This is a genomic window from Halobacterium salinarum DSM 3754 (genome assembly GCF_008124605.1).
In the GTDB taxonomy this organism is placed as follows: Archaea; Halobacteriota; Halobacteria; order Halobacteriales; family Halobacteriaceae; genus Halobacterium; species Halobacterium salinarum.
In genome coordinates this window covers 1-24,503 of the sequence record NZ_VRYN01000013.1, presented here as the reverse complement: position 1 = coordinate 24,503, position 24,503 = coordinate 1, and the positions used below count along the sequence as shown (strand labels likewise).

Here is a 24,503-nt window from a genome sequence, read left to right as displayed (position 1 = left end):
CTCAGTATACCACCTATAGTTCCAGCTGTTCTTCGAAGAATCTGATTGCGTAGATGAGTGCTGCGTCAGGGAATCCGACCTCGTTGAAAATCCGGCGGGCCAGGTTCTGGACTGTCGGTGCCTGGCAGCTGGGACGTCTTTTGTCGTACCGAAGATGGGTCATGGTGGTACGGCCGGGTATGTCAGGAGAAATTTTTGGTGCTTGGTAGGCCGGAGTCTTTTCTACCTCTACGGTTTCCATGGATTCTGTTTCCAGAGGCATCGTGATTTCTTCTCTCCGGCGTACTTCGTCGATCCTCTTGTGTAGGCCTTGGATGTAGTCCTCACTGCTGGAGCTGGATATTACGGCGTTCTCTGCGTTGTGGAACTGGGTTAGATTGATCTGGTCGACGATATCAGGATCTTTGATCAGGACCTGTCTCCGGGAGTTGCTTTTGAACCTGTAGATCTGTTGGTCGTAGAGGAGGAGTATCCTGTTTTGGTTGATGGGGCAGTAGATTTGAAGCCCTCTGTTGCCGATCCCTGCCGGTACTGCTCCGTACCGTGGTTTGTAGCGAGGATTGTCAAGGATCATCGGTGTGTCGGAGATAATGAACTCTCTTTCGGTGACGTTGCAGAGCATTACAGCTTCGAGATCCTGGATCCCTGTGTAGCCGAAGATTCCCTGGGTGATAATGTAGTGGTGTGTTCCGAGAAGGGAGGCATCAACCATCGTGTCCTCCATTTCTTTCTCGGTAAGGTCAGAGTCCCAGATGACACTGCCTTCGTACCGGTCATGTTCCATATCGTCTTTGACCGCGTCACGCATGAACTCTTCCGCACTCCGGATATCTTCTCGCTCGGCTTCGGTCCTCGAGCGCTGAGTCGTGATGAAAGAGAGAAGCAGCTTAACCTCCTGACCGGAGAGATCTCCAATCTCAGCCCCGTTACGCAGCTTTTTGATAGGGCTGTGCTGATGTTCTTCTAATTTGCCGAGTTCGGTTTCGACCCTTGGAGGGTTCCCGTAGAAGTAGTCGCGTGAACAGACCTTCCTGATGCTGTTAGGGAAGATTTCGCCCTCAGAGAGAGGTAGGACGTTAACCACGTTGTCCGTGGCCCACCCCTTCAGGAAGTGCTGGGGTACGTAGTGCTGGTTCTTCCGCTCAGGCATTTCGTCTTCTTACGTAGGACTGGAATTTCAGTGTGTAAATACTTTGCTACGCTGTAGTCGATAGGGTTAGTTTAGAACATTTCTAAGACTTCTTCTTGGCATTGTTCATAGACATCATCGGATATCCGGGGTTCTCCTCCAGGCTCAATCTCTTCATCGCAGAGTCTAATGGTGTTACTGTGAATTTCCTTGACTTTGTCCTTGGATCCGCACCAGACACATCTTTCGTCAGCACCGTTGTATCGCAGGCCGCAATCACCGCATTTCAACAGGTGGTCAACATTCATCTCAACGTCCTGTGCTGGAATTACTGTAGTGACTACTCTCTTGCCTCCATCTTTCTTGGTCAGGAAAATGGTTCCCGTTGGAAGCTTCACGAGACCCAATAAATCTTGACACCGGATAGTGAGCTGGGAGTGTTTCTGCTGAACTCACTCTCTGTATCTCGCCGCAGTTTTTATCAGTTTCCCAGGATTTCAACAGAGCCACGCAAGCAAAGTTAATATAAAGGACAATTTTCGAAAAGCACTCAGTCCTGTCAGACGGTTCTAAGAGCTATTTTCGTCTGGTGAATTATCCACCACATACAGTTCATATGAGGGAAGGTCGAATAGAGCTGTATCCTGTCCGTCTTTGCTTCTAAATTTTATTTCAGTCCACACATCACCACCGGTTGGATCAAATTCGTCTAATCGATACTTGCTCTCACCGTTCATCAGATGGATCACTTGCTCATGATCTGGCCTGCCATCCCCTGTTACGTCTTGTTTGACTGTTGCTTCTACCGCTGTGTTCCTCGGGATGTCAGCCCCCAAATTAATCGCAACCGGGCGCGACGAGACACTCTGTTTCTTTGTCTCAACAGAGAGGTTCTGAGGATATTTTTCAATTTCAATATTCGCACTTTTGTACTCCTCGGGGTTTATCGACCGAGCAATTGACAAATGCTTTTCTCCCGCTTTTTCCTGATTTAATTCTTTTTTAAGAAAGGTGCCGTATTCATAGTGAATATCGGCATTCTGCGGCTCCAATTGTAGTGCTGATTCAAAATGTTGTTTGGCTTCCTGAGATTCAGACAATTCGTCATTTAGAAGGTTTGCATAATTCAGGTGCGCTAACGTGTGACTGGGGTCGATTGACAATGACCTCTCAAAGTGTTGCTTTGCTTCCGTAGGTCGATTTAGATCTTCCTTCAGCAGAACACCGTAATTGTTGTGTGCCGGTGCATGATCGGAGTTCTCTTTCAGCGTTTTCCTATAGTATTCTTCAGCTTCTTCTGGCCTATCGAGGTCTCTGTGTAATACTAATCCAAGATTATAGAGTGCCTCCACAAATTCGGAATCAAGCTCTAAAGCTCGTCGATAGTAATCTGCGGCGGCTTTTGGACGGCCTAATGACTGCTGAAGTAATAGAGCATAGCTATAGTATGCCTCCAAAAATTCTGGATCGTACTCAATAGCTTTACGTAAATGTGTTTCAGCTTCTGTTGGATTCCCTTGATGCTTTGCCAGCAATAGCCCGTAGTTGAAGTGAACTTCGGGAAATGTGGGGTCTAGGTCTAATGCTGCTTTCCATTGATCTATCGCTAATGAAATATGGCCCCATTTTGAGAACGCAGCCCCGGCATTCAGGTGGGCTATCGGCCGTGTATATGTAGGCAACGACTCCTCCTCTGATAGAAGTACCCCAGACAATTCTGAAGCGTCGTCACGAGCACGGACCTGAATTGCTTCAAGTTGTACGTCATGGATATAATACTGTGTTTGGCGAGAAACGAGATCTTCTCCCCGAATATCGATCCACTGTCTTTTTTCTTTGAGCTGTTCAACAGATCTACGAAATCGTCCTCGGTCGCCACTTAGCAACTCAAGGTATATCGTACGGACGAGTTTAGAATAATACGGCAAATTCAGATCATACAATAATTTCATTGAAGCTAACACATACAATTCGTCTCTTGAATCTGATTGAAGCGACTCATACTGTATTTTCCAGAGATCTTCGACATTATCTGGTAAATCCTCCATATCACTAATAGTGAGCTCGTCGCCAGCAGTTCCGAGTACCGCATCAATATAAATCGGTGCAGAACGAGAAGCAGTTTGATCAATTAAAGCTTCAAGCACACCATCGGTCGTTGATACGTCGTATTTGTCTGCCATTCGAACTGCGAGATCGTGTATGAAGTCAGGGTCAACATTTTCAACCCTTAGTTCCTCAAAGTCAGACCAGAAACTTTGTTCGTCGTCAAATGCAGCAGGAAGATTTCCTGGAACATTGTGAAGTTGTCCTGATCGCGCCTCCAACAGTGCATATAGAGTATGCCCATCCGAATCGAGAGCATGTGACAGTTCATGTATGGCTGATTCAAGAACTAGGCTCTCTCCGCCTTCGTCAATTCGGTGAATATCTTCCCAAACCAGTAACACATCACCGGCAAATTCTTCGCGTGTAATTCCTCTTACATCAGCGGGGTCAAGCATCCGTTCATCAGGCAGTAAAATGTGATTAACCGAATTCTCAGGGAGTCGATTGATAAAAGCAGCTAAGATCCGTGTTTTTCCCGCACCTGATGGCCCGACAACAACATATCGACCGGGATCTGGGTTCTTGGGAACTTCCTGCCTATCAACGAATTCTACAGTATTTTCGGGCAGAAGCGTACTTATTACTCTTTCACGGTCTTCAGGGAATGAGTAGAGAGTGTACGGACGTCGGTACGCGAGTTGATCGAATTCCTCTCGAATCGTGGCCAATCTATCAAGTACATCAGCCTGAAATTTAGCCTGAAGTTGCTGGGATAGTTCTTCATTTTGGATGACTCGATCGCGAAAATCATCAACGACGTTCCGAAACTCCTCACTCAATAGTTTTTGGAGTTCCTCGCTTGCTTCTTTATCTAAATTCACATCTTCAGCTTCATTCACTTCTTCAATTAGCCAAGTTACGGCTTCTTCCTCAGATTCGAACACAATTTCTGTAAAATCGATTTGCTCGGCGATTATATCCCAATGAAACGCTAAAGACTGTAGTTCAAGATGATCCAAGTCTTTAGCTCGGCTCTCAATTCGGTCGACCAAAGAGCGATTGAACTCGGCTGCAAGCTGTCCGAACTCGTCGCTTATCTTGGTGTTCCGTGATACCTCATCTAATTTGCCACGTACATCCGATTTGGTGGGGACGGTTCGGTTAGCGAGCACAGAAAGGAGAATCGGCGCTATTTCCAAACCAGTCATTGGCATATCATTGCCTGTCCAATTGCAATAAAACCCCCACGCTAACTACGACACAGCTAATGACTGGTGCCTTGTGGAAACCAACAAGAATCTAATGTTTCTGGCGGGTCGGTAAGATCTAACGTCACTTCATCGTCCTCAAATGCACGGGTGAATCTGTTCGCCTTGACGAAGTTCTCCGAACTCAAATCATAATCCTGTTCCTCGGCACCCAGCACATTTGCCACCGTCCACATATTGTACATTAGGATGGCGAACTTAAAGTAGAACATCCGGGTCGCCAGCCGGGGTGATCCCGACTGTGCCAAGAAGTCTTGCTTGAGCTTCCGGTAACTCGTCTCGACGCCCCACCGGTTGCGGAAATCGGTGGCCAACTCCAATGAGTCGATGTCGTCGTCATCCAGCGGGATGTTCGTGTAGAAGATGATCCAGTCGTCGGTCGGATCATCGGGTTCGCCCTGCCGGAGTCGAGACCGCTTCTGGGACTTCACGGCGAACAACCAGTGCTTCTCGTCGTCAATCCCGCCGAGCCCGTGGGGCACCGCTTCAACCTCGCTCTCCTTGGCGACAGCGAGTCGCTGAAGGCCCTCGATCTTCTGGCCCCTGTCCGGGGCCTGGATGATGAACTCCGTCCCGGTGGACTCGAGAGCACGGACGGCGTCAGTGGTGTAGAACCCACTGTCCAGGTAGGCGCGGTTGAACGACGTCACCTGCGCGGCGTACCGGAGCAGTCGGCGCACGAGCGTTCCCTTGTCGGTGTCCGCCCGCGTCGGGACGGCCCGCATCGTCATCGGCGTGTTCGTACCGACGAGAGCGAGCGTGGTGAACTGCCACGAGTAGTAGAAGTTCCGCTGGGGCTTCGTCTTCTGGATATCTCGGCTGGCGTCACCCTGTCCGTACCACCCCCAGTCCGTACTGTCGATGGCGACCTCGTTGGTGTCATCGAAGTACTCGTGCTCGAAGGCGATGTCGAACAGGGCACCGTTGGCCCGCCGGAACATTCGCGTGACGGTGGCCGGGTCGAACTTCAGAAGCTGGTGCCGGATGTTACTCGGGTCGACCGAGTTGCCCTCACCGATCCACGACTTCAGCTCCATGTTCTCGCACGCCTGGTTCATGTGGATGTCGTGGATCGCCGCGCTGACGAAGATCCGCAGGAGGAAGTCCCGCTTGAACTTGATGCTGTCGTCGCGGTCGAAGCTGAGGTGTCGGAAGACCTCAGCCCGGAGTTCACGACTAAGCTTCTTGATGTACGGCGGCTTCCGTTCCTCGGTGTCCGGCGATGGCAGTTCATCGAACTGGTCGGCGTACCTGGAATCCTCGATGGCCGCGAGGACCTGGGCGACGACGCGGTCGAAGTACCGCATCTGCCGTTCGGTCAGTCGGTCACCGAGCCGGTTCAGCGTGGGCTGGCTCACCGTCTCCGTGACGTTCAGCCGGTCCCGGAACTCGGGGTCATCCAGGTTCTTCGCTACGTCCGTCTCTGCCTCATCGGTCAGTCGAAGGTAGAGGTACACGCGGAAGAACTCCAGCGCATCGAATGTGCGTGAGAGGTCGTCGTGTTCCTCGACGCCGATGAAGAGGTCCCGCAGCGAGAGCCGGCCAATCGCGCGGGCGAGATCGCCGTCGGCCCAGTGGATGGCGGCGTAGAGCGCCTGCGGGAGGTTCACCCCCTCTAGGGCGGGTCGTCGCCGGGGACCAGCGGGGCAGCGCCCCAGTCGCCTTCCTCGAGGTAGTACGACTCGGGGAACTGGCCTGCTTCGGAGACCCGAACCACTTCGTCGTTCTCGTCGAGGTCGCCGGGGAACCAGTCGGTATCGACGAACGCCCCGCGGGCGAAGTGGTAGAGTTCCGTTTGGTTCTCGTCGCTCTCGTCGCTCATTCGTCGCAGACCGCCTCTCGGAGTTCCTCGTACAGATTGGGGTGGTTCTCCTTCAGAATCTCAGCATCCGTCTCAAGTTCATCAATCCGCTGCCGCACGCGAGAAGCAGACTCGTACCGCTTGCTGTCGTCAACATCTGCTTCGCCGCTGATGCGTTCTCGGTCAGTCTTTGTCATGATCGCGGTAACTCCCATACTGCCATTCGTTGGTGGCATACGACTTAGACATTAGGTTATATCGCCATAAAGATTAGCTCATAGCACCACATTAGCTTATAACCTAACTTTTATTGTCGCGGCGACACATGTCTCTGGTAAGAAGCGCGGGACACCGGTCAGAAGTTGGCCGAGACGGGCTGGGACCCGTCCGACCGCGCTTCGGGACAACCGAAGCATGTCAATGAAGACATCCGCCGGACTTCAGGATTCCGGCACGAAAGCCGAATCGGACGCTAAAAACACCGAGGCCGACCTCGATCTCTCGGAGCTGATCGAGAATCACGAGAACACCGACTGGAGCGAAGTTCCGGGCATCAGCGCTGCGGAAGCAGGCGCGTGGACGGCACGTCTGATTGAGGCGCGAGAAGCCGCTCAGGAGGGGCTGTGATGCAGCGACGTCAGTTCCTCGCCGCGGCCGCCGCCCTCGCCACTCTCCCGCAGGCCGCGACCGCTGACACGGGCCGCGCCGAGGGAATCGTCGAGGATCGGAGCGTGACCGACGACGGGACGTACTCGGTCACGGACTGCGGCTCCGTTCCCGGCGGACTGAACAACGTCCACGTCGCGGCAGACATGAACGACGGCCCGCTCGATGTGGAGGGCGTCCACGAGGAGAACGGCTGGAGCGGCGTCGGCCTCAGGTGGAGGTCTGGCCCCATCGAAGTCGGCACTGGCCTCGATCCCGACGACGCCCGCGACCTCGCGGCTCGGCTGGTGGTCGCTGCCGATGCGGCCGAGGGGAACCTCGGTGGGGGTGACGCCTGATGCAGCGCCGCGAGTTCCTGCAAGCGACCGCCGCGGTTGCCGGGGCGGCCGCCGGTGACGTGCCCGACACCGAGATCACCGCCCAGCAGAACCGGCTACTGGAGCTGGCTGACCGCGCCGAGGACGAACGGTGGGCCTACGAGACGACGTGCAATCTCGCACACGTCCGCTCGGGACTGGTGAACGCCGAACTCGACACCCTGTGCGAAGAGCCGAGCGGCACCATCGAGACGTACAGCGTCGGTCGGCACGGTGTCCCGCTCGGCTTCGAGGTGAGTACCGACGACGACGAGTCCGTCGGGACGCTCGTACACCTTTCCGCTGAGCAGGCCGAGGCGCTGGCTGTCGATCTGCTTGAACAGGCACACGCTGCCAGGGAGGGTGACGATGCGGACTAGTGACGCCCGCGTGACGGTCCGAATCGTCCGCATGGAGGACGGGGAGACGGTCCGTGAGTATCGAGTTGGCGGCGTTTCGTACCCCTCGGCTGAGGCGGTCGAAGCGGTGCTCGAAGCACGCTAACCACTACACAGTCATGATTGAAGACATCGACAGAGACGTATTCGTACGGATTCAGACCGACCTGCTGGTGGTCGGTGACAGCATCATGACCGACCGCCACCACGCATCGAACGGCAACTACGGGGACGACGACCCGCAGAACCAAATCGGCGGCATCATCCCCGCCTTCCCGCTCTCCGGGTGGCTTCGCCACGGGATGGAGGAAACCGTACAGGAGTACGGCGGAACGGCTTGCCATCCCGGCGAGGCCAACGCGAACTTCATGAAGGACGGGGTCTACGACCGCGACCTCGACGCCGGCTACCACGAGAAGGGCGCGTGTACCGATGAGCCGAAGGAAGACGACGGCTGTGTGATCTTCGACCTCTTCGGCGGCTTCAGTGGCGTCCCCGGCAAGGTGATGCGCCGCCCGATCAAGTTCAATCCCGTCCGCTCCAGCGTGGACTACACGCGCGGCCAGGCCGAGGGTCACTACCGCCGGCTGAACCGCAACGTCGTCTCCCGGAACCGTGAGGACAACCGCGAACCGCTGCGGAACGCGGAGATCGACGCCGTCGCCAACCTCGATGGCTGCTGGCACCTCTCCTTCCGGGAAACGAAGCCGGAGTTCATCGGGCTGCTGGCCGAAGGCATCGACTTCCTCGATGCTCACAAGACCGACTTCATGCATCAGCTCGGAGGTGCGCGGAACTTCGGCGCGGGGATCGTCGACTGCCGCCTGATCAACCCGCTCTACGAGGAGCGTGAACTGAAGCGCGTCTTCGACCGTGGCAAGGGCAACACGAACGCGATGGACGAGAAAGACGACCAGTGGGAAGAGGAGTACCGCCCGGCGTTCGTGGAGGCGCTGGAGGAGCGCATCGAGGAGGGGCCATGAGCGACGAGATGGTCGCCGCGTACCGCCACGATGCTCACAAGATTAACGGTCAACCCCACGACTACGCCCCGGAGACGTTCGCCGGAGTGCCCGTGAACCAGACGGTCCCTCACGGCGCGGACGGCGATGCGTCGGCGCTCAGCCGGCCCCGCGGCCAGCCTGAACAGACTGTCGAGAACCACGAGACGCTCTACCGACTGTCGCTCATCAAGGGTGAGAGTCGGTACGACCCACAGGAGTTCACGCGCAACGACGTGGAGAGCGCCGTGAGAGGGCTCCTGACCGAGGACGACCCAGAGACGATGCATCGGGCGTGGCTGGAGAGCGACGTTGTCTCGGCGTTCAACGAGAGTGTCTACTACCCCTACACGAGTCTGAAGTACCACACGCTCCTCGTGGCGGCGCTGCTGGACAACTACCGCGCCGGGCACGAGTTCGCCGACCTCCGGCTGGTCGTCGACAATGACGAGATCGTGCCCCACCGAACGGTGTACGTGGGCGAGGAGTTCGCCCTGCGGATCGACGGCGACGCTCGAGGCCGGCCGTCGGCCCGGCTCGGGAGTCGCCCGTGGCGGTCGTGGGCGTCGGCGTGGAACCGCCTGGAAGCACACCCGCTGGAGACGGCACACGACAAGTACGACATGGTGCTCGATGCGAATCTCCGGCGGATCGGCGCGTGGTCGACCGCGCTCCAGTACATCGAGGACTTCCGGGAGGTGTTCGACGAGTGACGCGCATTCAGCAGGTTCACTGGGAGCTGGAGATGGACTACATCGGCCACCCATACTACGTCTCGGGGAACGCCATCCTCCACGCACTCGGCCAGCACCTCCCGCACGACGTCCACCAGCACCTCCACGCTAGCCACGGTGTGTTCGTCCCCGGCCAGTTCGGGACGTTCCCTGAAGAGCACTCCCAGAGCGGAATCCGGCCGTACCTCGGGAGTGGGCTGCCGGACGTCGAGAGCTACGATGACCTGTTCCTGATGCGGAACCCGGCGCATCGCTGGCTTCTCGACAGCCGTCCGCGAGACGCGCTGAACACGCACGACATCCGCCCGCAGAGCGGGCATCCGGCGCTGTCCCACGAGACGATCATGGGCAAGCCGGAGGACGCTCGCAAGCAGCAGCAGACGACAAAGTGGTACGTTCACGCCTACCTGCACGCCGATGACCCCGATGCGCTCCCGCTGGGCGAGGACGTACTGGAGGGGCTCCAGTTCGGGGGCAAACGGAACTACGGCTACGGCGTCACGCGGCTGAAGGACACGCAGGTTGTCGACCTCGATGACCTAGACTACTCACGTCTCGAGAACGGCGAGGCCTTCCTCGTGGAGGTGACGACGCCGTTCGTGCTGGAGTCGGAGTACCCCAAGGCTGCCGACCAGGACGTCCCGTGGTGGTGGAAGGGGAGCCGCCGGGATCTCCGTGAGCGAGAGGAGAAGATCCTCGAGCAACGGGAGGTCTACAAGCTCCAGACCGTCGACCACGGGCAGGTCGTGAAGTACGAGGGCGACCGGCCCATCGAGACCGCGAAGAGTGGTATTCTTCGGGTCGGCAGTCACTCGAAGTACGGCTTCGGAGAGCTTCGAGTGAAGCCGGTCGAACCCCGGTCAGAGCAGTGTAAGAACTCAAAGAAGAACGGCGAAACAACGGAGTGAGAAATCCGAACGATGACAGGCGAATCGGCGACTAAACATCACGCGATTCCGTGAATAAAGAAATCGTATTCACAACAACTGATATGTGGCGACTCGACCACGCGAAAGGGACGCCGGAGGCGTTGCGCGCGTTTGGCTAGGTATTTCTGGACGAGGTCGCTGCAACGAGTGTTTCGACGTCACCGATTGTGACGCCAGACGCGCGTACCACGTCCTCGACCGTCAGGAGACGAGCCAACCCATCTATACGCTCCGTGGCGAGGTCAATAAGTATCGCTCTCTCACACCGTATCCAGGATCACGTCCAGAAAGGGACCGTGTTCGAGTCTCGCCGGGCCGGCGGTGCGTATCGCTGGCGCGTGCTCTATCCCGACGACTACCCGATCGACGATGTGTACGACACGGTTGAATCCCACGTCTGAGACGGGGAACGGTGTCGGTATCATACGTGACCAGCGCGGCAACTGGAAGGCGACCGAGCGGGTTGCGACGGAGTTCTCGCCGGCGCACTGGCAGGTGCTAGACCCGTAGTCGCACACGGCTACTACGAACGGCCGCGGGAGGTCTCCGTAGCCGACCTGGCATCGATACTCGACGAGCCTCGCTCGACCGTCCAGTATCGGCTCCGGACCGCCAAAGACCATATGATGTCGCAGTTCGTTGCGCAGACGCTCTGAACGCGGCTGGCGACGCGGCCGGTGTCACGACCGACCCGTCGAAGCGGACACCCACCAAGGGGTGGAAGCCCAGGGGGTTGGGGCTGGCGTTAGCCCTCGTAGCCTTCGCCTTTGATTGGACCGCTGAACACGCCGTAGAGGAACTTGAAGTACCACAGGACCACTATCAGCACCGGGAGCCCAAGGACGGTCACGAGGTTCAGCGCCAGCGGCGACACGACTGCTTCCCTGACCAGCAGGCCAGTCGGTGGGTAGATGACCGGATACAGCAGGAGTGCGATCAGGACGGTCAACAGCGTGGGAAGCGCCAGCGCGCTCGCCAGCCAGGCCCGGTACTTGCCGCGCCTCGCCAGTAGACTCCCGCCCACGCCGGCGGCGACCGAGAGCGCGACGACTGCAGCCACGGGACCCGAGAGAATCGTGTCGGCGGCGCCGCCCGCGTCGGTCAGAACGACTGTCCCCAGCAGCACGACCACCCCCCCGAGGTACGCCACTGTCGCCCCGATCCCGTACGTACGCAGCTCCGCCGCCAGGTCGGGCCCGGTTTTGCTCGCGAGGAACGCTGCACCGGTGACGACCGAGACGGCGACCAGGCCGACGCCAGTCAGCACCACTGGCAGCGTGGCGCTGTCGAACAGCCAGCGGCCGGCGAGCATCCCGAGCAGCAGCGGCGCGAACACGCTGCCGCCGACGAAGGCGTAGTCGGCGTACCGCCGCCACTGGTCGTCGTCGCGCTGCTCGCGCAGTTCCGGACCAAGTCCGCGGAACAGCAGTGCGAGGACGAACCCGATTGTGAGCAAGTAGTTGTCCGCAAGCAGCTGAGAGTACACTCGCGGGAACGCCGCCAGCAGCATCGTCCCGAAGGCGACCAGCCACACCTCGTTGGCGTCCCAGACCGGTCCGAACCCCGCGAGGAACGTCTCCCGTTCGTGTTCGTCCGTTCGGGTGGCGTACAGCATCCCGATACCGAAGTCGAAGCCGTCAAGAACGACGTACATCCCCAGTGCGAACAGCACGACGCCGAACCATACCTCCGGCAGCGACTCAACGAGGTAGGCGTCGACGGGCAACAACGACTCAGTCATCGTCACTCACCCCGGGAATCGGGCCGTGCCAGCGGCCATCGCTGGACTCCCGGACGCCCAGCGCCTGGAGCTCCTCCCGGACCAGCCACTTCAGGATGTACAGGGCTGTTAGAATCAACCCCACGTAAACGACGACAAACCCAACCAGCGTTAGTGTCGCTTCCGTCCCGGTGAGCGTTGATGAGACCGCCTCGCTAGTCTTGAGTTCACCCTGGATAACCCACGGTTGCCGACCGATTTCGGTGACGTACCAACCAGTGAGAAGTGCGGCGTAGCCGAGTGGCGACGCTGCAATCATCGCCTTCAGGTAGCGTGTGTTGTCGGACAGCCGCTCCTTGTACGTGAGATAGCCGCCCCACAGCGCCAGTCCGATGAACAGGAACCCGAGCCCGATCATGAAGCGGAACGACCAAAACACAAGCGCGACGGGTGGATTGTCTTCGTACTCGTTCAATCCGATGACCTCGGCGTTGAAGTCCCCGCCACTGGCGAGGAACGACCCAACTGCGGGGAGACTCACCGTGACGAGGTTCTCGGCGCGCGGGTCGGTGAGTGCCGAGGCGGACTTCGGAAACGCGAGCAAGTGGAGGTCGGCCTGCCCCGTCTCGTAATGGGCCTCCATCGCGGCGAACTTCTGTGGCTGGGTGTCCTCCACGTGCCGGCCGTAGGCGTCGCCGTGAACTGCCTGGAAGGGCGCGGAGACGACCAGAAGCACGACAGCTAGTTTGAGAGCGGTGTTCCAGGCGTCGGTGTCGGGCTTCTTCCAGATTATGTACGCCGAGACGCCCGCGACCAGCAGCGCGACCGATATCACTGACGCGTTCATCATGTGGACGTACATCCAGGTCATTCGCGGGGTGAGGAACGCGGCGAACGGGTCGGTCAGCTTCGCGACCTCCATTCCGTTTCGGGTGATCATCTCGTATCCCCGCGGAGTCTGCATCCAGGCGTTAACGACCAGTATCCAGAATCCAGACAGCCAGGCTCCGACGCCAACGAGCACCGACGAGAGGACGTACGTTCTGTCTCGGACGCGGTCGCGACCGTACAGCAACACTCCGAGGAAGACGGCTTCGAGGAAGAACGCCATCTTCGCCTCGAAGGACAGTGGACCGCCGATCAGCTCGCCGGCCACTTCGGAGAACTGCGGGAAGTTCGTGCCGAACTGGAAGCTCATCGGAATCCCAGTGACCGTCCCCATCACGAAGCCGACAGCGAACACTTTCACCCAGAACGAGCGCAGCCGCGCGTACCGGTCGTCGTTCGTCCGGACGTCTTTCCAGGTGAAGTAGATGATAAACGGTGCGAGGCCGATAGAGAGGGACGCAAAGATGATGTGGACGGAAATTGTCCACCCGAACTGCATGCGACTGGCGAGTTCCGCAGACAGGAACGCCATTACCCCGGGGTCGAGGGTTGTCAGCACTGGAGTCGGGCTCATATATGTCGCTGCGGTCTATTGGATTATGAGTTGGTTCACGATTCCCACATTCGAGTACTGTACCAGACGAGTTTTATTTGTATAACCCTAATTTTCCTGCTCGCAGTCCAAAGGTATGTTTTCATACCGCGACCAGACTGCTTAACCGAACCAGGAACACGACTGGTCATCCGTCTTTAGCTAAGACGAGAACCGCGCGATAGCGGCGGCTTATTGAGGATACTTTTCGGGAGGAACGAGGAGGCAAGAGCTGTGTCCAACGGCGCCTCCTCATCGAGAATTATGCGTCGGCTCACTACACTGTTTCCCTCCGAGTTCCTCGAAGAGCACGCCGAGGAACTCGGCGTGGTTGAGCGTGAAGGGAAGCTACAGATCCCCGCCTTCGTGTGGGCATTCGTGTTCGGCTTCGCCGCAGGCGAGAGCCGAACACTCGCTGGGTTCAGACGCAGTTACAACTCGACAGCCGACGAGGCGATCTCTCCCGGTGGCTTCTATCATCGGTTGACGCCGACGACTACCATTGTACATCACGAATCTGCCGCGAGACGAGTTCGTGCCGGGGGCTCTATACCCTCGCAGAATCCGCAACTCGGCGTCTGCCCCCGATGTGGCGATCAGATCCACCACCGGCATGTCCTCGTCGAGTACGGGACCGGCGATGACGTCCGGTGCTGGACGGAATGCCCGGGCTGCGGCGGCGTTGTCGATCCGAACGCATGATCCGGCGACTCACCCGTATGTTCGGTCGGCCAGATACTGGCTTGTTTGTCGAATGCCGGCGTTGTGGAACGACGTTGGAGTCTGGGGACATCGAGCGCTGCTCTGAGAGGAGGTCGTCGACGTTCTTCGACTCGGGGATGTGGAGCGTCGGAGCGATTACGTCCTCTACGCCGAGATCGTCGTAAGTGTCGTAGTTCGAATTCTGCAGGTCACGGATGTCGAAGACGCCGATCACACTGTCCAACGACCTATTATAAACTGGTAGGTCCGCGTGACCACTTGAGATACACTTCTGAATCGCCTCCTCAACGGTCGCATCACCGGAGACAGCCGCTATATCGAGGCGAGGGGTCATCACCTCCTTGGCAGTGGCATCGGTGAATCGCAGGGCGCGTTGGAGCCGCTGGTGTTCCTCCTTGTCGAGGACGCCCTCGCGCTCGCCGGTCTGGATCATGTTCCGAATCTCGTCCCGACTGACGTAGGTCGACTCGATGGACGGGCTGCCGCCGGTAAGTCCGTTCACGACGCCCGTCAGGTAGTGGAATACGGTGATAAGCGGCCACAGTGGCGTCTCGATGATTTTTAGCCCCCGGGCGACACGCCGTGCGTGCAGTTCGGTGTTCTCGACGGCGTAGGACTGGGGTGCGCTCTCGCCGAACACCAGCACTATCGACGTGATGCCGAGTGACGAGTAACTGCCGTGCCTGCGTCGAAGTAGAAGCCGACGATCGTCGTCGAGATCGAGGACATCGTGATATTGACAATGTTGTTTCCCACGAGAATCGTCACGAGTAGGCGGGGGGGGGTCCTCCTTGAGGGACTTGACCGCCTGCGCACCGCGCAAGCCTTGCTCGACCATCGCGTCCACCTGGTGGGACGGCAGGGAGAATAGCGCGATCTCCGACGACGAGAAGAATCCCGACCCTACGATGAGGAGCAGAATCAAGCCGATTCCGATCCCGGTCACTGCCGTCTGTCCCAGTTCGACACCGATAACAGTAGTTGAAAACACGGTGATTCTATTCAGCAATGAACCCAGATAATCAGTCGATGTACGAGGTACCTAAACTACCCTCGTGAACGTCGGTGAGAACCCATAGAAATTCTGTTAATTACGCTTAGATCAGAAGGTCGTGTGGCCGTCTTATTCTGCATCGTTGATTTGCGATGTTGTGAATGATCACAGAATTGTACCAAAGCGTTATGAGTGAGTGTCTGAATAGGCCGGAATAATATGTCCGTATATCTCATTTCAGACACTCACTTTAACGATCCAGATATACTAGACAAATCTCCTCGAAATTTCGAAGATATATCCGAAATGAACCGCACTCTAATTCGGAACTGGACTAATACGGTTGACGAATCTGATTCCGTTTTGTTTGGTGGTGACCTTGCCCACTCCGATATAGATAAACAAGGGTTCTATCACTGGGCGTATAAAGTCAACAATATTGAGATAATCTTGAGAGGTAACCATGACCCATATAACCGTTCAGAACTGGACGATGCGACACTACCACTTATGGAATCATACGAGTTTTCTCACAGAGGTTTTAATTTCTATTGCAGTCACAAATACTCGGGTATTCCAGAAGAGTTCGATGGATGGCATATACATGGACACAACCATCACAAGCGGCCATTCCTTGAGATGGACACAAAACGAATCAATATCTCTGCCGACGTACTCGGGTATAAACCCGTATCTCTTGAAGAGTTGATTGACGCTATTGAGAATGGGGATGATATTCAGGAGCGATCTCAGCCAATCCTCTGAGCCTTTCAAGAGATGATTAGTTATTTCACTGGTGAGGCTGTATTTCCATTCAAAGATGTCGTTCCCATCAACAGAGGTCCGCCTTATTGCGACATTCAAGCAGGGCCTCAAACAGGCCGTCAGCGATATTGATGGTTACAGTTGGGACGACGTTGATTCTATTACCGAGCAGAAGCTCCTCTTGATGGCAATTCGAGACCACGACTTGGACAGCGAGGTAACGATACAGTGGTACGCCGATGGAGACATGCTCCCCGAGCTTGACCACGGAATTGAGAACGCCGGTGAACTCGCTATTCGTGATGAGGAGGGGCCTTACCCGGCTGTCCAACAGGTCGCTGAGTATTATATCGCGACGGAAGAAAATTCGGAAAGTCTTCCAACAGAGATGTCGATTACGGAGGTCATCAACGCCGAAACGTTCAGTTGGCTCCGTGAGTATTACGACCAGCGTGACGGCCCGTTCCAGGATCTATATTTAGCCAACATAGATACTCACCTCCACCTCTACCAATGTGCAAAAGCATGCGACCCGGAAGCGGCAGTTGAGGACTTCCCTGAGAATCTCATCCAACCGCTATCTGAACGGACAAGCGAGATGAAGCGAGAGCTACTTCGTTTCCAAGTCTTCGCAGGTTTAGAGTCGTATGTTACCCAGTTTACCAAGGTGGCTGAGACAGTACTGGACGAATGCGCTAATCGAGGGGTAGCAGAAATGGATCAGGAGCAGCGTTCTGAATACCAGAAGCTCCTTCAACATTTAGATACCTTTTATTACCATGGTCTCTGGAAGCAAATCACTCGTCTAATCGCAGTCCATACTGTTAGCGGTCCTGAGGACTACTTCGAGCGAGCAGCCAATTGGGGCCGTGTCGAAAAGACAAAGGAAAAATTCGTTGAGGTCTTCAGTGAGTTTGCAGAAACAGCATCTGAATACGATATTGATGTGGATATCAAGGAAGATCAGCTTCCGGAGGTATGGATCAACCGAGAATCGATAACCAAAGAAGAGTTTCTGGACTGGGAATTAGGTCAATCACTGCCCAAAGATGCTGTATCATCGGTACCTGAGGACGATCCTGTTTATGACTTAGTGGGTTAAACTGGATGTCCGAAATTTCGGAATTACGAGATCCACATCTAGGAGATTTTATCCAACCGTCTAAAAACGGATCCATTGGAATCCCGAGTACTGACATTTTTGTGGGAAAGCGGTTTTTAGAGGGGATCTTCCATACCGATACAGAATATTTGGATGAAGAAACAACGATTAAACATAAATATGCTCATTTCCTGTTGGAGTGTGTGGTTGGTGACGGGTCTCCCTTCGCAACGATTCATACGACAAGAGAAACTTTGAACATCGCTATCACAAGTCTAGGCCACGGGAATGGCGATCGTAGTGGAGCCGATAACTACTTGGAAAAAGTATGTGAGAGCGAAGTGTTTGAAATTCACCATTGTTCTTCTGCAGAATATGATTTGGTGGTGAATGACTTTTTGGAATATCAACCCCGTGAAATTAGTATTCAAGAAGCAATTCTCGCAAACATAGCGAGATTACTTGATATACCACATATTGCGACTTGGGATTCGGATTTCACTCGATATAATGATGAGATCAGTCTCTATCCCCGTAACTATTGGTAATCGAGAGTGAACGCCACCATTTTTGAATTCGAAATTTCAAGTCTCCCTCAAAGGATCACAGAAGAATTAGTCGGCTCCTGAAGATAGCCAATCAGCATCGGCTATATCTCCAAATACCTGCTTGGTCTCTGGTGGTTCGGTCGGAAGCCGAAGGTCGCGCGGGTCGTCCTCGATGGCCTGCATCAGCTCACCAGCGGTCAGTTGCTTCCCCTTACTCAGGGCTTCACCCGTCTCCTCAGCGCGGAGGATATTCGCCACCGTCCAAATGTTGAAGAGGTGCGCCGCGAGGTTGAAATAAAACGCCCGAAACGCCGGGTTTCGAGACCCGCACTTGGCGAGGAGCTCCTCCTTGATCACGCGGAAGTCCGTCTCGATACCCCACCGACGCCGGTACGCCTCTCCCAACTCTTCCGGTGGGACCTCTTCGGGATACAGGTTCGTGTAGTCGTCTATCGGCTCATCAGCGTCTGACTTCCGCAGTTTCACCGTCTTGTCCGACTTCAGGCCGACCGCGTAGTAGCTGTCTTCGTCGAGGGAGCCGACGTCGTAGGGGTAGTACGACGACCGGAGATCGGCCCACGCCATCCCGTTCAGGAAGTGTTTGACCGTCTTCCCCGACTTACGCCCCTGCATCACGAGTTCCAGGCCCTGCTCGGTGATAGTCGAGATAGTGTCCGAGTTGTAGAACTCCGTTCCCGCGTCAAGGTAGACGCGGCCGATATTCAGGTGCTGTCTGGCCAACCGGAGCATCCGACGGATGTACTCTGGCGTCTTGCTCTTGTCTTTGACCGGGAGCACGACCAGAATCAGCGGCGTGTCGGTCCCGACAAGAGCGAGCGTGATGTACTTCCACGCCCACGAGTAGTTCCGTCCCGGCTTCGTCCCACGAATGAACTCGTTGCTTTCGTTGTCGCCGTAGAACGGCCAGTCCGTGATGTCGATAGCCACCTCCGCGCTGTCGGGAAAGTAGTCGTGCCTGGCAGCGATCTCGAACAGTTCATCGTTCGCCTCACGGAACATCCGCAAGACGGACTCCCGTGACGACTTGCGAAGGTGGTGCGTGAGGTTCTGCCCCGTCGGGATGTCGCCGTCGTCGTAGAACGGCTTGTACTTGAGGTTCTTCGCGGCGTCGTTGACGAACCCGTTCCCGTTCGCGGCGGCGATGAGCACTCGGAGCGACGCGTCCTTCGTCACCTCGGTACTGCTGTCGCGCTTCAGTCGGAGGTACTTGAACGTCTTCGAGCGAAGCTCCCGAGCGATCACCTGAACCGGCGGGAAGCCCTCACCGTCAGTGACTATCGTGTCCGGTGTCGGGTCCCGAAACCAGTGTTCGAGCTTCGTGTCCTGCAAGCGCCGGACCAGGGTTTCAGTCTCACTCGCGTAGTAGTGCCGCGTCTCGTCGTCTATCCGTCCCGGCATCCTGTTCAGCGTCGGCTGACTCACCGAATTCTCGATGCCCAACGACTCCCGGATGTCAGGATTCTTGATGGCACGAGCGACGCCCGACTGGTTGAGCGCCGAGAGGTCGAAGAACAGATACAGCCGTGTTGCGTCCTCGCCGTCCAGATTCTCCGTGAGGTCCTCGTTTTTCCCTTTCGACCAGTAGTAGTGCCGAAGCTGGATCTTCCCGAGGGCCTTTGCGAGTCGATGTTCGGGCGTCTCAAGTTCGTCGTACCGATCTCGTTCGACCGACCAACGGTAGACGCGGTAGACCTCTGATTTGATGGCTTCCCACAGCGGCGGCGTGATGTTGTTGGCCGGATTCCGGCTCAGGAGACCCGTGTAGGCCCACGGATCATCCCGTGGGTCGTCGGGTAGCTTCCTCTCGGCTTCTCTGTACCGGCTTGAAATCTTCGCCTTCTGCTGCCGTCGCTCATGGATTTCACCCTTTGACTCAGGGTCGCGGTCAGTGTCCTCGTCTTTCTCCTTTGCCATCCTATGGAATCCTCCGTCTCACTCCTGCTCGGCTGACCAAACCAGAGAATTACCGACTTTCTTCTTCGAAACACGTCCCTCGTCCAGAAGGCTCCGAAGGCGATAATCCGCACTCTGACGGGCGATTCCGAGCTCGTCAGCCACTTCCTTCGTACCCGCAGGCTCGTGAGTACGCACAGCCTCAAGCACCTCCTCATCGGTGTGTTCGGGCTCGAATCGACCGCCTTCGTTCCTTTCGCGGTCTTCGTCCATTACTCTCTAAGTTGCAGGTATTTCGCTTCAACCTTCTGCTCGTGGGCAGAAGGCATAACACTTATTACGGTATGCTATGTAGCAGAAGGTGAGAAGGAAGCCCGGCCCCTCGGGGCGTGACTGTCGTAGGAAATGCCCGCGTGCTTGGAACACGCGGGTCGGGTTCCCCAAGGCGATTGAAGAACCCATGTCAATGAAGACATCCGCCGGACTTCAGGATTCCGGCACGGAAGCCGAATCGGGCGAGAAAAATACAGCGGTGCGGCTAAATAAAGAAATTATATTACCAACAACTGATAACTGGCACAGTGTACTGTAAGAAACCGCTCCCAGACGGTGTCGTGAGTAGGGCCCACATGCGACCGCCTAATGCGTGAGCAGAAAAGTAATCCCAGGTAACGGAGTACGGATTCCTTGAGTTACACCCAGATGAAGTGCTGAACAGGAGAATGTTTTTTGAGTGATACTGATTGTGTATTCTATGACAGAAGCAGGTTCTACAGGAGTGCCTTGTAGACGATCAAGCGGTGGATAGCTTTCAACCAGTGTATCACATCGCAACTCCTGACCGGTAACTTCGCATACCTACCTAACAGCCGTTTCATCATCCTCTGCTTGAACGAAACCTCGAAGAAGCTATTGCAGTTCTTCGACGAGCGCAGCCACCGTCTGATCAACGGGATCGCTGGCAAGACGGCCTTGCCAGAAGTCGATGTCTTCGTGCTCGATTGATTGGACTCCCCACGGAACAATTCGACTTTCATCCGGGATTCCACCACGACGCCAACTCTCCGCTGGAATCTCGATTAGTCCGTCCATCCATGATTTTGTTGTGAGCGTCACCGCGATATACTGCTCGCCGTGGAACGGACGCCCGTCGTGGTTCGAGAGAATGAGCCAGGGACGAGCATCCTCCTCGCTTTTGAACGGATCATCTCCGTAGACGACGTCGCCACGCTCGAAAATGGGGGTCTCTTCGTTGGTCACTGTTCGTCCTCGATGCTCGGGTGCGGCTCACTTGGTGCGTGTTCACGCCAGGACTCCTCATCCTCTGTACCGAGTTGCTCGTTAAACAGCGCGGTCGCTCGTTCGTAGCCGCTGTACCCATCGAGACGTTCCTCGTCGTCGGTCACCGCCCAATACGTTGCCTTGTGTTCAACGAGGTCTCGGTTCTTCAACCGTGAGAGTGCCGTGCTGACTGCACTCTCGTCGACGCCGATTTGGGACGCTATTTCGCGCGCCTTGAATGCGCGATCCTCGTTGGCAGCGAGAAACCCGATGACTTGATCGGGGACAGAGAGGTCCGTGAGTTCGTCCTCGTTCCTGTTTTCGAAAGTATCTCGGTCGATGGACATCGTTGAGCAGAGATACATCATCCACTGCAAAGAGTGTTAGGAGTGAAAGCTACGAAAATATTGAAGGATATTTCGTCCATCCCACAAATCGGTTCGAGAACCGTATGCATTGAGACGAGCAGTCTCAACTACAGTTAGAAACCTTATTTCTGAAGTCATGAGGGTGATAGCGAGCCATAACTGTTCTAATCCACCAGCCCCCGGCTATACGTAGTCACTGAACCAGTCCGGCGCACCCGTATACTCAGCCCAGCAGTGCTTATACCAGGGTTCACCGCGAGGACGGAGATATCGCTTCATCGAAATCGACCTGATCGCCGCAGAGATCACACTCCACATTCTACATCCAAATCCGATGCTGTATGGCGATTCACCAAAGCTAAGTAACTCAATAGAGTTATTCCATTATGCCGACGTGTTGACCAGCAGATTTATTCAGCGTGCGACAAAATGACCTTGCAGCGAAATGGTACGTCTCTTACATACTAGTGATACGCATCTGGGATATCGACAATATCATTTGGATGAGCGTCGCCAAGATTTCGCTGACGCATTTGCAGAGGTCGTATCAGCTGGAATTCAGCACGACGTTGACGCCGTTGTTCACGCCGGCGATTTATTCCATACTAGTCGACCTGGCATCACACCACTTCAAACGGTTATAACTGAACTCCAACGCCTACAGGATGCAGGTATTCCGTTTCTACTGATCGTTGGGAATCACGAACGAACTCATGACCGGAATTGGGTTGAGTTACTCCAAGAAATCGGGCTAGCCACTCGATTAGATGCAACCGGAACTCGAGTAGCCGATACGACGATCTACGGTTTAGACCACGTCCCACCCGGGCAGCGAGATCGACTTGACTATCACTTCGAAGCTGCTGAAACTGACAGCGCCATCCTCGTTGGCCACGGTCTATTCAAACCATTCGGACACGGCGACTGGAGTACACAACGAATCTTAGCAAAAAGCCCGGTTGATTTCGACCTCATGCTTGTCGGCGATGACCATGGAGCTGATTATCGGCTCGTCAGTAGTGGTCGTTCCGAGAACAACTCCGACTCAGCGGATTCAGATAGCACACCTGAAAGTGACCAAGCAACAACGGCCTCACCAAGCTCAAAGCGTATCCCACTCAGTTATGCTGGTTCCACTGAGCGGACAATGGCAGACCAGCGCGACCCCCGGACATATTCGCTCATAACTGTCCCGCTCAACGGTGCTGTCGATCCTGAAGAGCACATCGACCGTCAAGTCATCGAAAACGCCCGCGAATTCGTCTATATTGATGTGCCACTACATCGCGGCGAGGGTATCGAAACCGTCGAACAAACCATTAGAGAGGAAGTCGACTCGGTGGATGACTCTGTGCTGAAAGTGACGCTAATGGCTGCTGAAGATGAGTCGGCAGTTTCTGCACCATCGCCAGAAGGTGATAATAACGGGGGTGAACCTGGTCGTGTTGTCCACGAACGGGTTCCAGTCGGCCCAATCGAGAATTTAGGTGCCGAACTCGGAGCGTTGGTTACACGAGTCAGCGATCGTCGAGATCTGCTTGAGGACGAACGAGAATACCAAGCAGTCGAATTCGCAGATGTTGATGCCGCTGTCGAAGAACGCCGTGAAGACATCGTCGTCACAGAGACAGCAGACCTGTTCCTCGAAATGGCGATGAATACTGACCAAACTGCAGACAGCAACATCACTGACAAAGCCCAAGAAACTGTTACAACAGTCCTTGAGCGCGAGTCACCCGACGCACTCCACGTTGACAGGACTGATGCTCCCGATACCAGTAGCGGGGGTGGGACGGCAGACACAGCCCATGAATCAGTACCGACTGCTGTTGGCGATGATGACGAAGTCGATAACGAGGAACTCCTAGAGAACGCACTTGAGGAGATCAACGACTGAACATTACTAGCTAACGCTACTACTTCACTAAGTCATGCAATTTCAACGAATCCACGTTCAAAACTGGCGGTGTTTCACAGATGAATCAGTGCGTTTCGAGGATGGTGTCACTGTCCTGTATGGGAACAACGGGTCGGGGAAATCTTCATTATTGGAAGCCGCGTTCTTTGCCCTGTACGGTAGTGACGCGTTAGATAGTGGTATCACCATGGACGATGTGGTGACAGCCGATGAGGATACTGCTGAAGTAAAACTGTCCTTTGCCCATCGAGATGAGTCCTACGAGGTCACCCGAGAAATCCGTGTTCGAGGAGAGACGTATCAAGAGGCAGATCTTACCACACCACCGGGCCAACCAGACCTTGATCAAATCGGTGCTATCGATAATCTAATTGAACAAGAACTCCGGTTAAACGCTGAGGATTTCCTCAATAGCGCGTACGTGCAACAAGGTGACGTTTCTCGGCTTATCGACGCCACGCCGAAACAACGCCAGCGAATCATCGACAACCTGCTCCAGATGAGCAAATTGGAGCGGTATCGAGCTCGCTTGGATAGCATCGGAACTGGCGTCGGTCGCGTTGCTGATACGAAAGAACATCAAGTCAAGGAACTCACGACGCAGATCGAGGAATATAACGAACCTCGAATTCAGTCCAGAAAACAGCAACTGCACGGGTTTGAATCTGTACTTGGAGATAGGCGCGACGACATCACGGCAGATATTGAGGAACTAGAAGGTGAGAAAGCAGACGCCGAGGAGGTTGTCGACGCACAAGAAGACGCACAGGAGACAGTCAAAGAAACCAGAGACACTGCAGCGACACACATGGAGGACTTGGCGAGTTCTGTTTCCAAGCATCAATCGCTACAAAATAAGTACAACAACGCCGAGTCTAACGTCACGCAGCACCAGGACAAATTGACCTCGCTCTTTGCAGCCGGAACCGGTGATCTCACCCCGGACTTCGGTGCTGTCGACGACATCGTTACAGAGGTGACGGAGAACGCTGATGCTGCCGTCAAAAATGAAGTAGCGGACGCGACAGTGGATGGACGCTTACAACAACCAGACACTGGCCCTCGTGAGATAGCAGCCTCTCTTGTGCCGGAATCAAACGACAGGCCGGCGAACGAAGTAGCGGCGACAGCTGATGATATCTTGACAGAGATTCCAACAGCAACCGCACCCCTGACCCCTGCAGTGACGGGCGAGACCATTCGTCTTTAGCTAAGACTCACACCTCGGTTGCGTAGCGGTAGCGAGCGTCTCCTGTAAGACCGGCATCTGTTCTAGTTTAGTGACGGAGTGAAGCAGGATCTCAGCGGAGACTATACCGAATTGAGGCGGATTAGCTCAGGAGACTGGGTTCGCTGGAG

Annotated in this window: 25 protein-coding genes and 3 pseudogenes; 15 read left to right on the top strand and 13 right to left on the bottom strand. The window is 55.5% G+C overall.

Translation table 11 applies throughout. The annotated features are described in order from the left end of the window. Positions 1-13: 13 nt before the first annotated feature. The 6 genes from APQ99_RS11500 to APQ99_RS11475 all read right to left on the bottom strand — a co-directional run bounded on the left by APQ99_RS11500 (position 14) and on the right by APQ99_RS11475 (position 6,462). Positions 14-1,150: a DUF4238 domain-containing protein gene (locus APQ99_RS11500; protein ID WP_136361726.1), complete on the bottom strand. Its 1,137-nt coding sequence runs from the start codon at positions 1,148-1,150 to the stop codon at positions 14-16. Between the two features lie 71 nt (positions 1,151-1,221). Further along, complete coding sequence (locus APQ99_RS11495; RefSeq protein WP_136361725.1) at positions 1,222-1,527, bottom strand: hypothetical protein; 306 nt, start codon at positions 1,525-1,527, stop codon at positions 1,222-1,224. 171 nt (positions 1,528-1,698) lie between these two features. Continuing rightward, the gene (locus tag APQ99_RS11490; RefSeq protein ID WP_168731199.1) at positions 1,699-4,386 is read right to left on the bottom strand and encodes a tetratricopeptide repeat protein; all 2,688 of its coding nucleotides are present in this window, start codon (positions 4,384-4,386) and stop codon (positions 1,699-1,701) included. Between the two features lie 56 nt (positions 4,387-4,442). Next, entirely contained in the window at positions 4,443-6,056 is a 1,614-nt protein-coding gene (locus APQ99_RS11485; RefSeq protein WP_136361723.1) for a transposase, read from the bottom strand. A gap of 5 nt (positions 6,057-6,061) precedes the next feature. Further along, positions 6,062-6,268 carry a hypothetical protein gene (locus APQ99_RS11480; RefSeq protein WP_136361722.1) on the bottom strand — a complete coding sequence of 69 codons (207 nt, stop codon included), beginning with the start codon at positions 6,266-6,268 and terminating at the stop codon, positions 6,062-6,064. Further along, positions 6,265-6,462, bottom strand: a complete 198-nt coding sequence (locus APQ99_RS11475) for a hypothetical protein (protein ID WP_136361721.1) — start codon at positions 6,460-6,462, stop codon at positions 6,265-6,267. The genes APQ99_RS11480 and APQ99_RS11475 overlap by 4 nt, the downstream gene beginning before the upstream one ends. Positions 6,463-6,661: 199 nt before the next feature. Here APQ99_RS11475 and APQ99_RS11470 point away from each other — a divergent pair, with 199 nt between their 5' ends. The 8 genes and pseudogenes from APQ99_RS11470 to APQ99_RS13015 form a co-directional block, all read left to right on the top strand. Then, a complete protein-coding gene (locus APQ99_RS11470) occupies positions 6,662-6,874 on the top strand; it encodes a hypothetical protein (protein ID WP_211356662.1) in 213 nt (70 codons plus the stop codon). Beyond that, the gene (locus APQ99_RS11465) at positions 6,874-7,251 is read left to right on the top strand and encodes a hypothetical protein (protein ID WP_136361720.1); all 378 of its coding nucleotides are present in this window, start codon (positions 6,874-6,876) and stop codon (positions 7,249-7,251) included. The genes APQ99_RS11470 and APQ99_RS11465 overlap by 1 nt, the downstream gene beginning before the upstream one ends. Next, positions 7,251-7,649, top strand: coding sequence for a hypothetical protein (locus APQ99_RS11460; RefSeq protein WP_136361719.1), 399 nt, complete (start codon positions 7,251-7,253; stop codon positions 7,647-7,649). The genes APQ99_RS11465 and APQ99_RS11460 overlap by 1 nt, the downstream gene beginning before the upstream one ends. Further along, on the top strand, positions 7,639-7,773 hold the full coding sequence (locus APQ99_RS12965) for a hypothetical protein (protein WP_267875133.1): 135 nt from the start codon (positions 7,639-7,641) through the stop codon (positions 7,771-7,773). The genes APQ99_RS11460 and APQ99_RS12965 overlap by 11 nt, the downstream gene beginning before the upstream one ends. Positions 7,774-7,786: 13 nt before the next feature. Beyond that, positions 7,787-8,650: a hypothetical protein gene (locus APQ99_RS11455; RefSeq protein WP_136361718.1), complete on the top strand. Its 864-nt coding sequence runs from the start codon at positions 7,787-7,789 to the stop codon at positions 8,648-8,650. After that, positions 8,647-9,381, top strand: coding sequence for a hypothetical protein (locus tag APQ99_RS11450; protein ID WP_136361717.1), 735 nt, complete (start codon positions 8,647-8,649; stop codon positions 9,379-9,381). Before APQ99_RS11455 ends, APQ99_RS11450 begins: the two co-directional genes overlap by 4 nt. Beyond that, positions 9,378-10,310 (top strand): hypothetical protein, encoded by a 933-nt coding sequence (locus tag APQ99_RS11445; RefSeq protein WP_136361716.1) that lies wholly within the window; start codon positions 9,378-9,380, stop codon positions 10,308-10,310. Before APQ99_RS11450 ends, APQ99_RS11445 begins: the two co-directional genes overlap by 4 nt. 77 nt (positions 10,311-10,387) lie before the next feature. Next, positions 10,388-10,987 (top strand): annotated as a pseudogene (locus tag APQ99_RS13015) (helix-turn-helix domain-containing protein); the annotation flags it as partial. Positions 10,988-11,076: 89 nt separating this feature from the next. Here APQ99_RS13015 and APQ99_RS11435 read toward each other — a convergent pair. Both APQ99_RS11435 and APQ99_RS11430 read right to left on the bottom strand, forming a co-directional pair. Continuing rightward, entirely contained in the window at positions 11,077-12,072 is a 996-nt protein-coding gene (locus APQ99_RS11435; RefSeq protein ID WP_136361715.1) for a cytochrome d ubiquinol oxidase subunit II, read from the bottom strand. Continuing rightward, positions 12,065-13,513, bottom strand: a complete 1,449-nt coding sequence (locus APQ99_RS11430) for a cytochrome ubiquinol oxidase subunit I (protein WP_136361714.1) — start codon at positions 13,511-13,513, stop codon at positions 12,065-12,067. The genes APQ99_RS11435 and APQ99_RS11430 overlap by 8 nt, the downstream gene beginning before the upstream one ends. Positions 13,514-13,795: 282 nt before the next feature. Between APQ99_RS11430 and APQ99_RS11425 the strand changes: the two are divergent. Together APQ99_RS11425 and APQ99_RS13110 are read left to right on the top strand one after the other, a co-directional pair. Continuing rightward, positions 13,796-14,026: pseudogene (locus APQ99_RS11425) on the top strand (IS4 family transposase); the annotation flags it as partial. Beyond that, the gene (locus tag APQ99_RS13110) at positions 14,015-14,233 is read left to right on the top strand and encodes a DUF7837 family putative zinc-binding protein (RefSeq protein WP_455583694.1); all 219 of its coding nucleotides are present in this window, start codon (positions 14,015-14,017) and stop codon (positions 14,231-14,233) included. The pseudogene APQ99_RS11425 and the gene APQ99_RS13110, both read left to right, overlap by 12 nt. 217 nt (positions 14,234-14,450) lie before the next feature. Here the strand turns inward: APQ99_RS13110 and APQ99_RS13105 are convergent. Continuing rightward, a pseudogene (locus APQ99_RS13105) lies at positions 14,451-15,200 on the bottom strand (CNNM domain-containing protein); the annotation flags it as partial. Between the two features lie 267 nt (positions 15,201-15,467). Here APQ99_RS13105 and APQ99_RS11410 point away from each other — a divergent pair. Genes APQ99_RS11410 through APQ99_RS11400 form a run of 3 tightly spaced genes read left to right on the top strand, consistent with a single transcriptional unit; the run spans position 15,468 to position 17,663 of the window. Next, complete coding sequence (locus tag APQ99_RS11410) at positions 15,468-16,013, top strand: metallophosphoesterase (RefSeq protein ID WP_136361712.1); 546 nt, start codon at positions 15,468-15,470, stop codon at positions 16,011-16,013. Positions 16,014-16,068: 55 nt separating this feature from the next. Further along, complete coding sequence (locus APQ99_RS11405) at positions 16,069-17,115, top strand: hypothetical protein (protein ID WP_136361711.1); 1,047 nt, start codon at positions 16,069-16,071, stop codon at positions 17,113-17,115. Between the two features lie 5 nt (positions 17,116-17,120). Next, the gene (locus tag APQ99_RS11400) at positions 17,121-17,663 is read left to right on the top strand and encodes a hypothetical protein (protein WP_136361710.1); all 543 of its coding nucleotides are present in this window, start codon (positions 17,121-17,123) and stop codon (positions 17,661-17,663) included. 66 nt (positions 17,664-17,729) lie between these two features. On the opposite strand, the gene APQ99_RS12880 is transcribed toward APQ99_RS11400, so the two are convergent. The 4 genes from APQ99_RS12880 to APQ99_RS11380 form a co-directional block, all read right to left on the bottom strand. Then, positions 17,730-19,598 carry a transposase gene (locus APQ99_RS12880; protein WP_136361709.1) on the bottom strand — a complete coding sequence of 623 codons (1,869 nt, stop codon included), beginning with the start codon at positions 19,596-19,598 and terminating at the stop codon, positions 17,730-17,732. 18 nt (positions 19,599-19,616) lie between these two features. Beyond that, positions 19,617-19,850, bottom strand: a complete 234-nt coding sequence (locus APQ99_RS11390) for a FaeA/PapI family transcriptional regulator (RefSeq protein ID WP_136361708.1) — start codon at positions 19,848-19,850, stop codon at positions 19,617-19,619. 636 nt (positions 19,851-20,486) lie between these two features. Further along, positions 20,487-20,837: a type II toxin-antitoxin system PemK/MazF family toxin gene (locus tag APQ99_RS11385; RefSeq protein ID WP_136361707.1), complete on the bottom strand. Its 351-nt coding sequence runs from the start codon at positions 20,835-20,837 to the stop codon at positions 20,487-20,489. After that, the gene (locus tag APQ99_RS11380; protein WP_136361730.1) at positions 20,834-21,205 is read right to left on the bottom strand and encodes a MarR family transcriptional regulator; all 372 of its coding nucleotides are present in this window, start codon (positions 21,203-21,205) and stop codon (positions 20,834-20,836) included. The genes APQ99_RS11385 and APQ99_RS11380 overlap by 4 nt, the downstream gene beginning before the upstream one ends. 466 nt (positions 21,206-21,671) lie before the next feature. Here APQ99_RS11380 and APQ99_RS11375 point away from each other — a divergent pair, with 466 nt between their 5' ends. Together APQ99_RS11375 and APQ99_RS11370 are read left to right on the top strand one after the other, a co-directional pair. Beyond that, positions 21,672-23,123, top strand: a complete 1,452-nt coding sequence (locus APQ99_RS11375) for a metallophosphoesterase family protein (RefSeq protein WP_136361706.1) — start codon at positions 21,672-21,674, stop codon at positions 23,121-23,123. Positions 23,124-23,157: 34 nt separating this feature from the next. After that, a complete protein-coding gene (locus tag APQ99_RS11370) occupies positions 23,158-24,354 on the top strand; it encodes an AAA family ATPase (RefSeq protein WP_136361705.1) in 1,197 nt (398 codons plus the stop codon). The last annotated feature ends 149 nt before the right edge of the window (positions 24,355-24,503 follow it).

Coding starts and splice junctions, on each gene's coding strand:
- APQ99_RS11500 (WP_136361726.1), bottom strand. CDS start 1,150: ATGCCTGAGCGGAAGAACCAGCACTACGTACCCCAGCACTTCCTGAAG.
- APQ99_RS11490 (WP_168731199.1), bottom strand. CDS start 4,386: ATGACTGGTTTGGAAATAGCGCCGATTCTCCTTTCTGTGCTCGCTAAC.
- APQ99_RS11480 (WP_136361722.1), bottom strand. CDS start 6,268: ATGAGCGACGAGAGCGACGAGAACCAAACGGAACTCTACCACTTCGCC.
- APQ99_RS11475 (WP_136361721.1), bottom strand. CDS start 6,462: ATGGGAGTTACCGCGATCATGACAAAGACTGACCGAGAACGCATCAGC.
- APQ99_RS11470 (WP_211356662.1), top strand. CDS start 6,662: ATGTCAATGAAGACATCCGCCGGACTTCAGGATTCCGGCACGAAAGCC.
- APQ99_RS11465 (WP_136361720.1), top strand. CDS start 6,874: ATGCAGCGACGTCAGTTCCTCGCCGCGGCCGCCGCCCTCGCCACTCTC.
- APQ99_RS11460 (WP_136361719.1), top strand. CDS start 7,251: ATGCAGCGCCGCGAGTTCCTGCAAGCGACCGCCGCGGTTGCCGGGGCG.
- APQ99_RS12965 (WP_267875133.1), top strand. CDS start 7,639: ATGCGGACTAGTGACGCCCGCGTGACGGTCCGAATCGTCCGCATGGAG.
- APQ99_RS11455 (WP_136361718.1), top strand. CDS start 7,787: ATGATTGAAGACATCGACAGAGACGTATTCGTACGGATTCAGACCGAC.
- APQ99_RS11450 (WP_136361717.1), top strand. CDS start 8,647: ATGAGCGACGAGATGGTCGCCGCGTACCGCCACGATGCTCACAAGATT.
- APQ99_RS11435 (WP_136361715.1), bottom strand. CDS start 12,072: ATGACTGAGTCGTTGTTGCCCGTCGACGCCTACCTCGTTGAGTCGCTG.
- APQ99_RS11430 (WP_136361714.1), bottom strand. CDS start 13,513: ATGAGCCCGACTCCAGTGCTGACAACCCTCGACCCCGGGGTAATGGCG.
- APQ99_RS11410 (WP_136361712.1), top strand. CDS start 15,468: ATGTCCGTATATCTCATTTCAGACACTCACTTTAACGATCCAGATATA.
- APQ99_RS11405 (WP_136361711.1), top strand. CDS start 16,069: ATGTCGTTCCCATCAACAGAGGTCCGCCTTATTGCGACATTCAAGCAG.
- APQ99_RS11400 (WP_136361710.1), top strand. CDS start 17,121: ATGTCCGAAATTTCGGAATTACGAGATCCACATCTAGGAGATTTTATC.
- APQ99_RS12880 (WP_136361709.1), bottom strand. CDS start 19,598: ATGGCAAAGGAGAAAGACGAGGACACTGACCGCGACCCTGAGTCAAAG.
- APQ99_RS11390 (WP_136361708.1), bottom strand. CDS start 19,850: ATGGACGAAGACCGCGAAAGGAACGAAGGCGGTCGATTCGAGCCCGAA.
- APQ99_RS11380 (WP_136361730.1), bottom strand. CDS start 21,205: ATGTCCATCGACCGAGATACTTTCGAAAACAGGAACGAGGACGAACTC.
- APQ99_RS11375 (WP_136361706.1), top strand. CDS start 21,672: ATGGTACGTCTCTTACATACTAGTGATACGCATCTGGGATATCGACAA.
- APQ99_RS11370 (WP_136361705.1), top strand. CDS start 23,158: ATGCAATTTCAACGAATCCACGTTCAAAACTGGCGGTGTTTCACAGAT.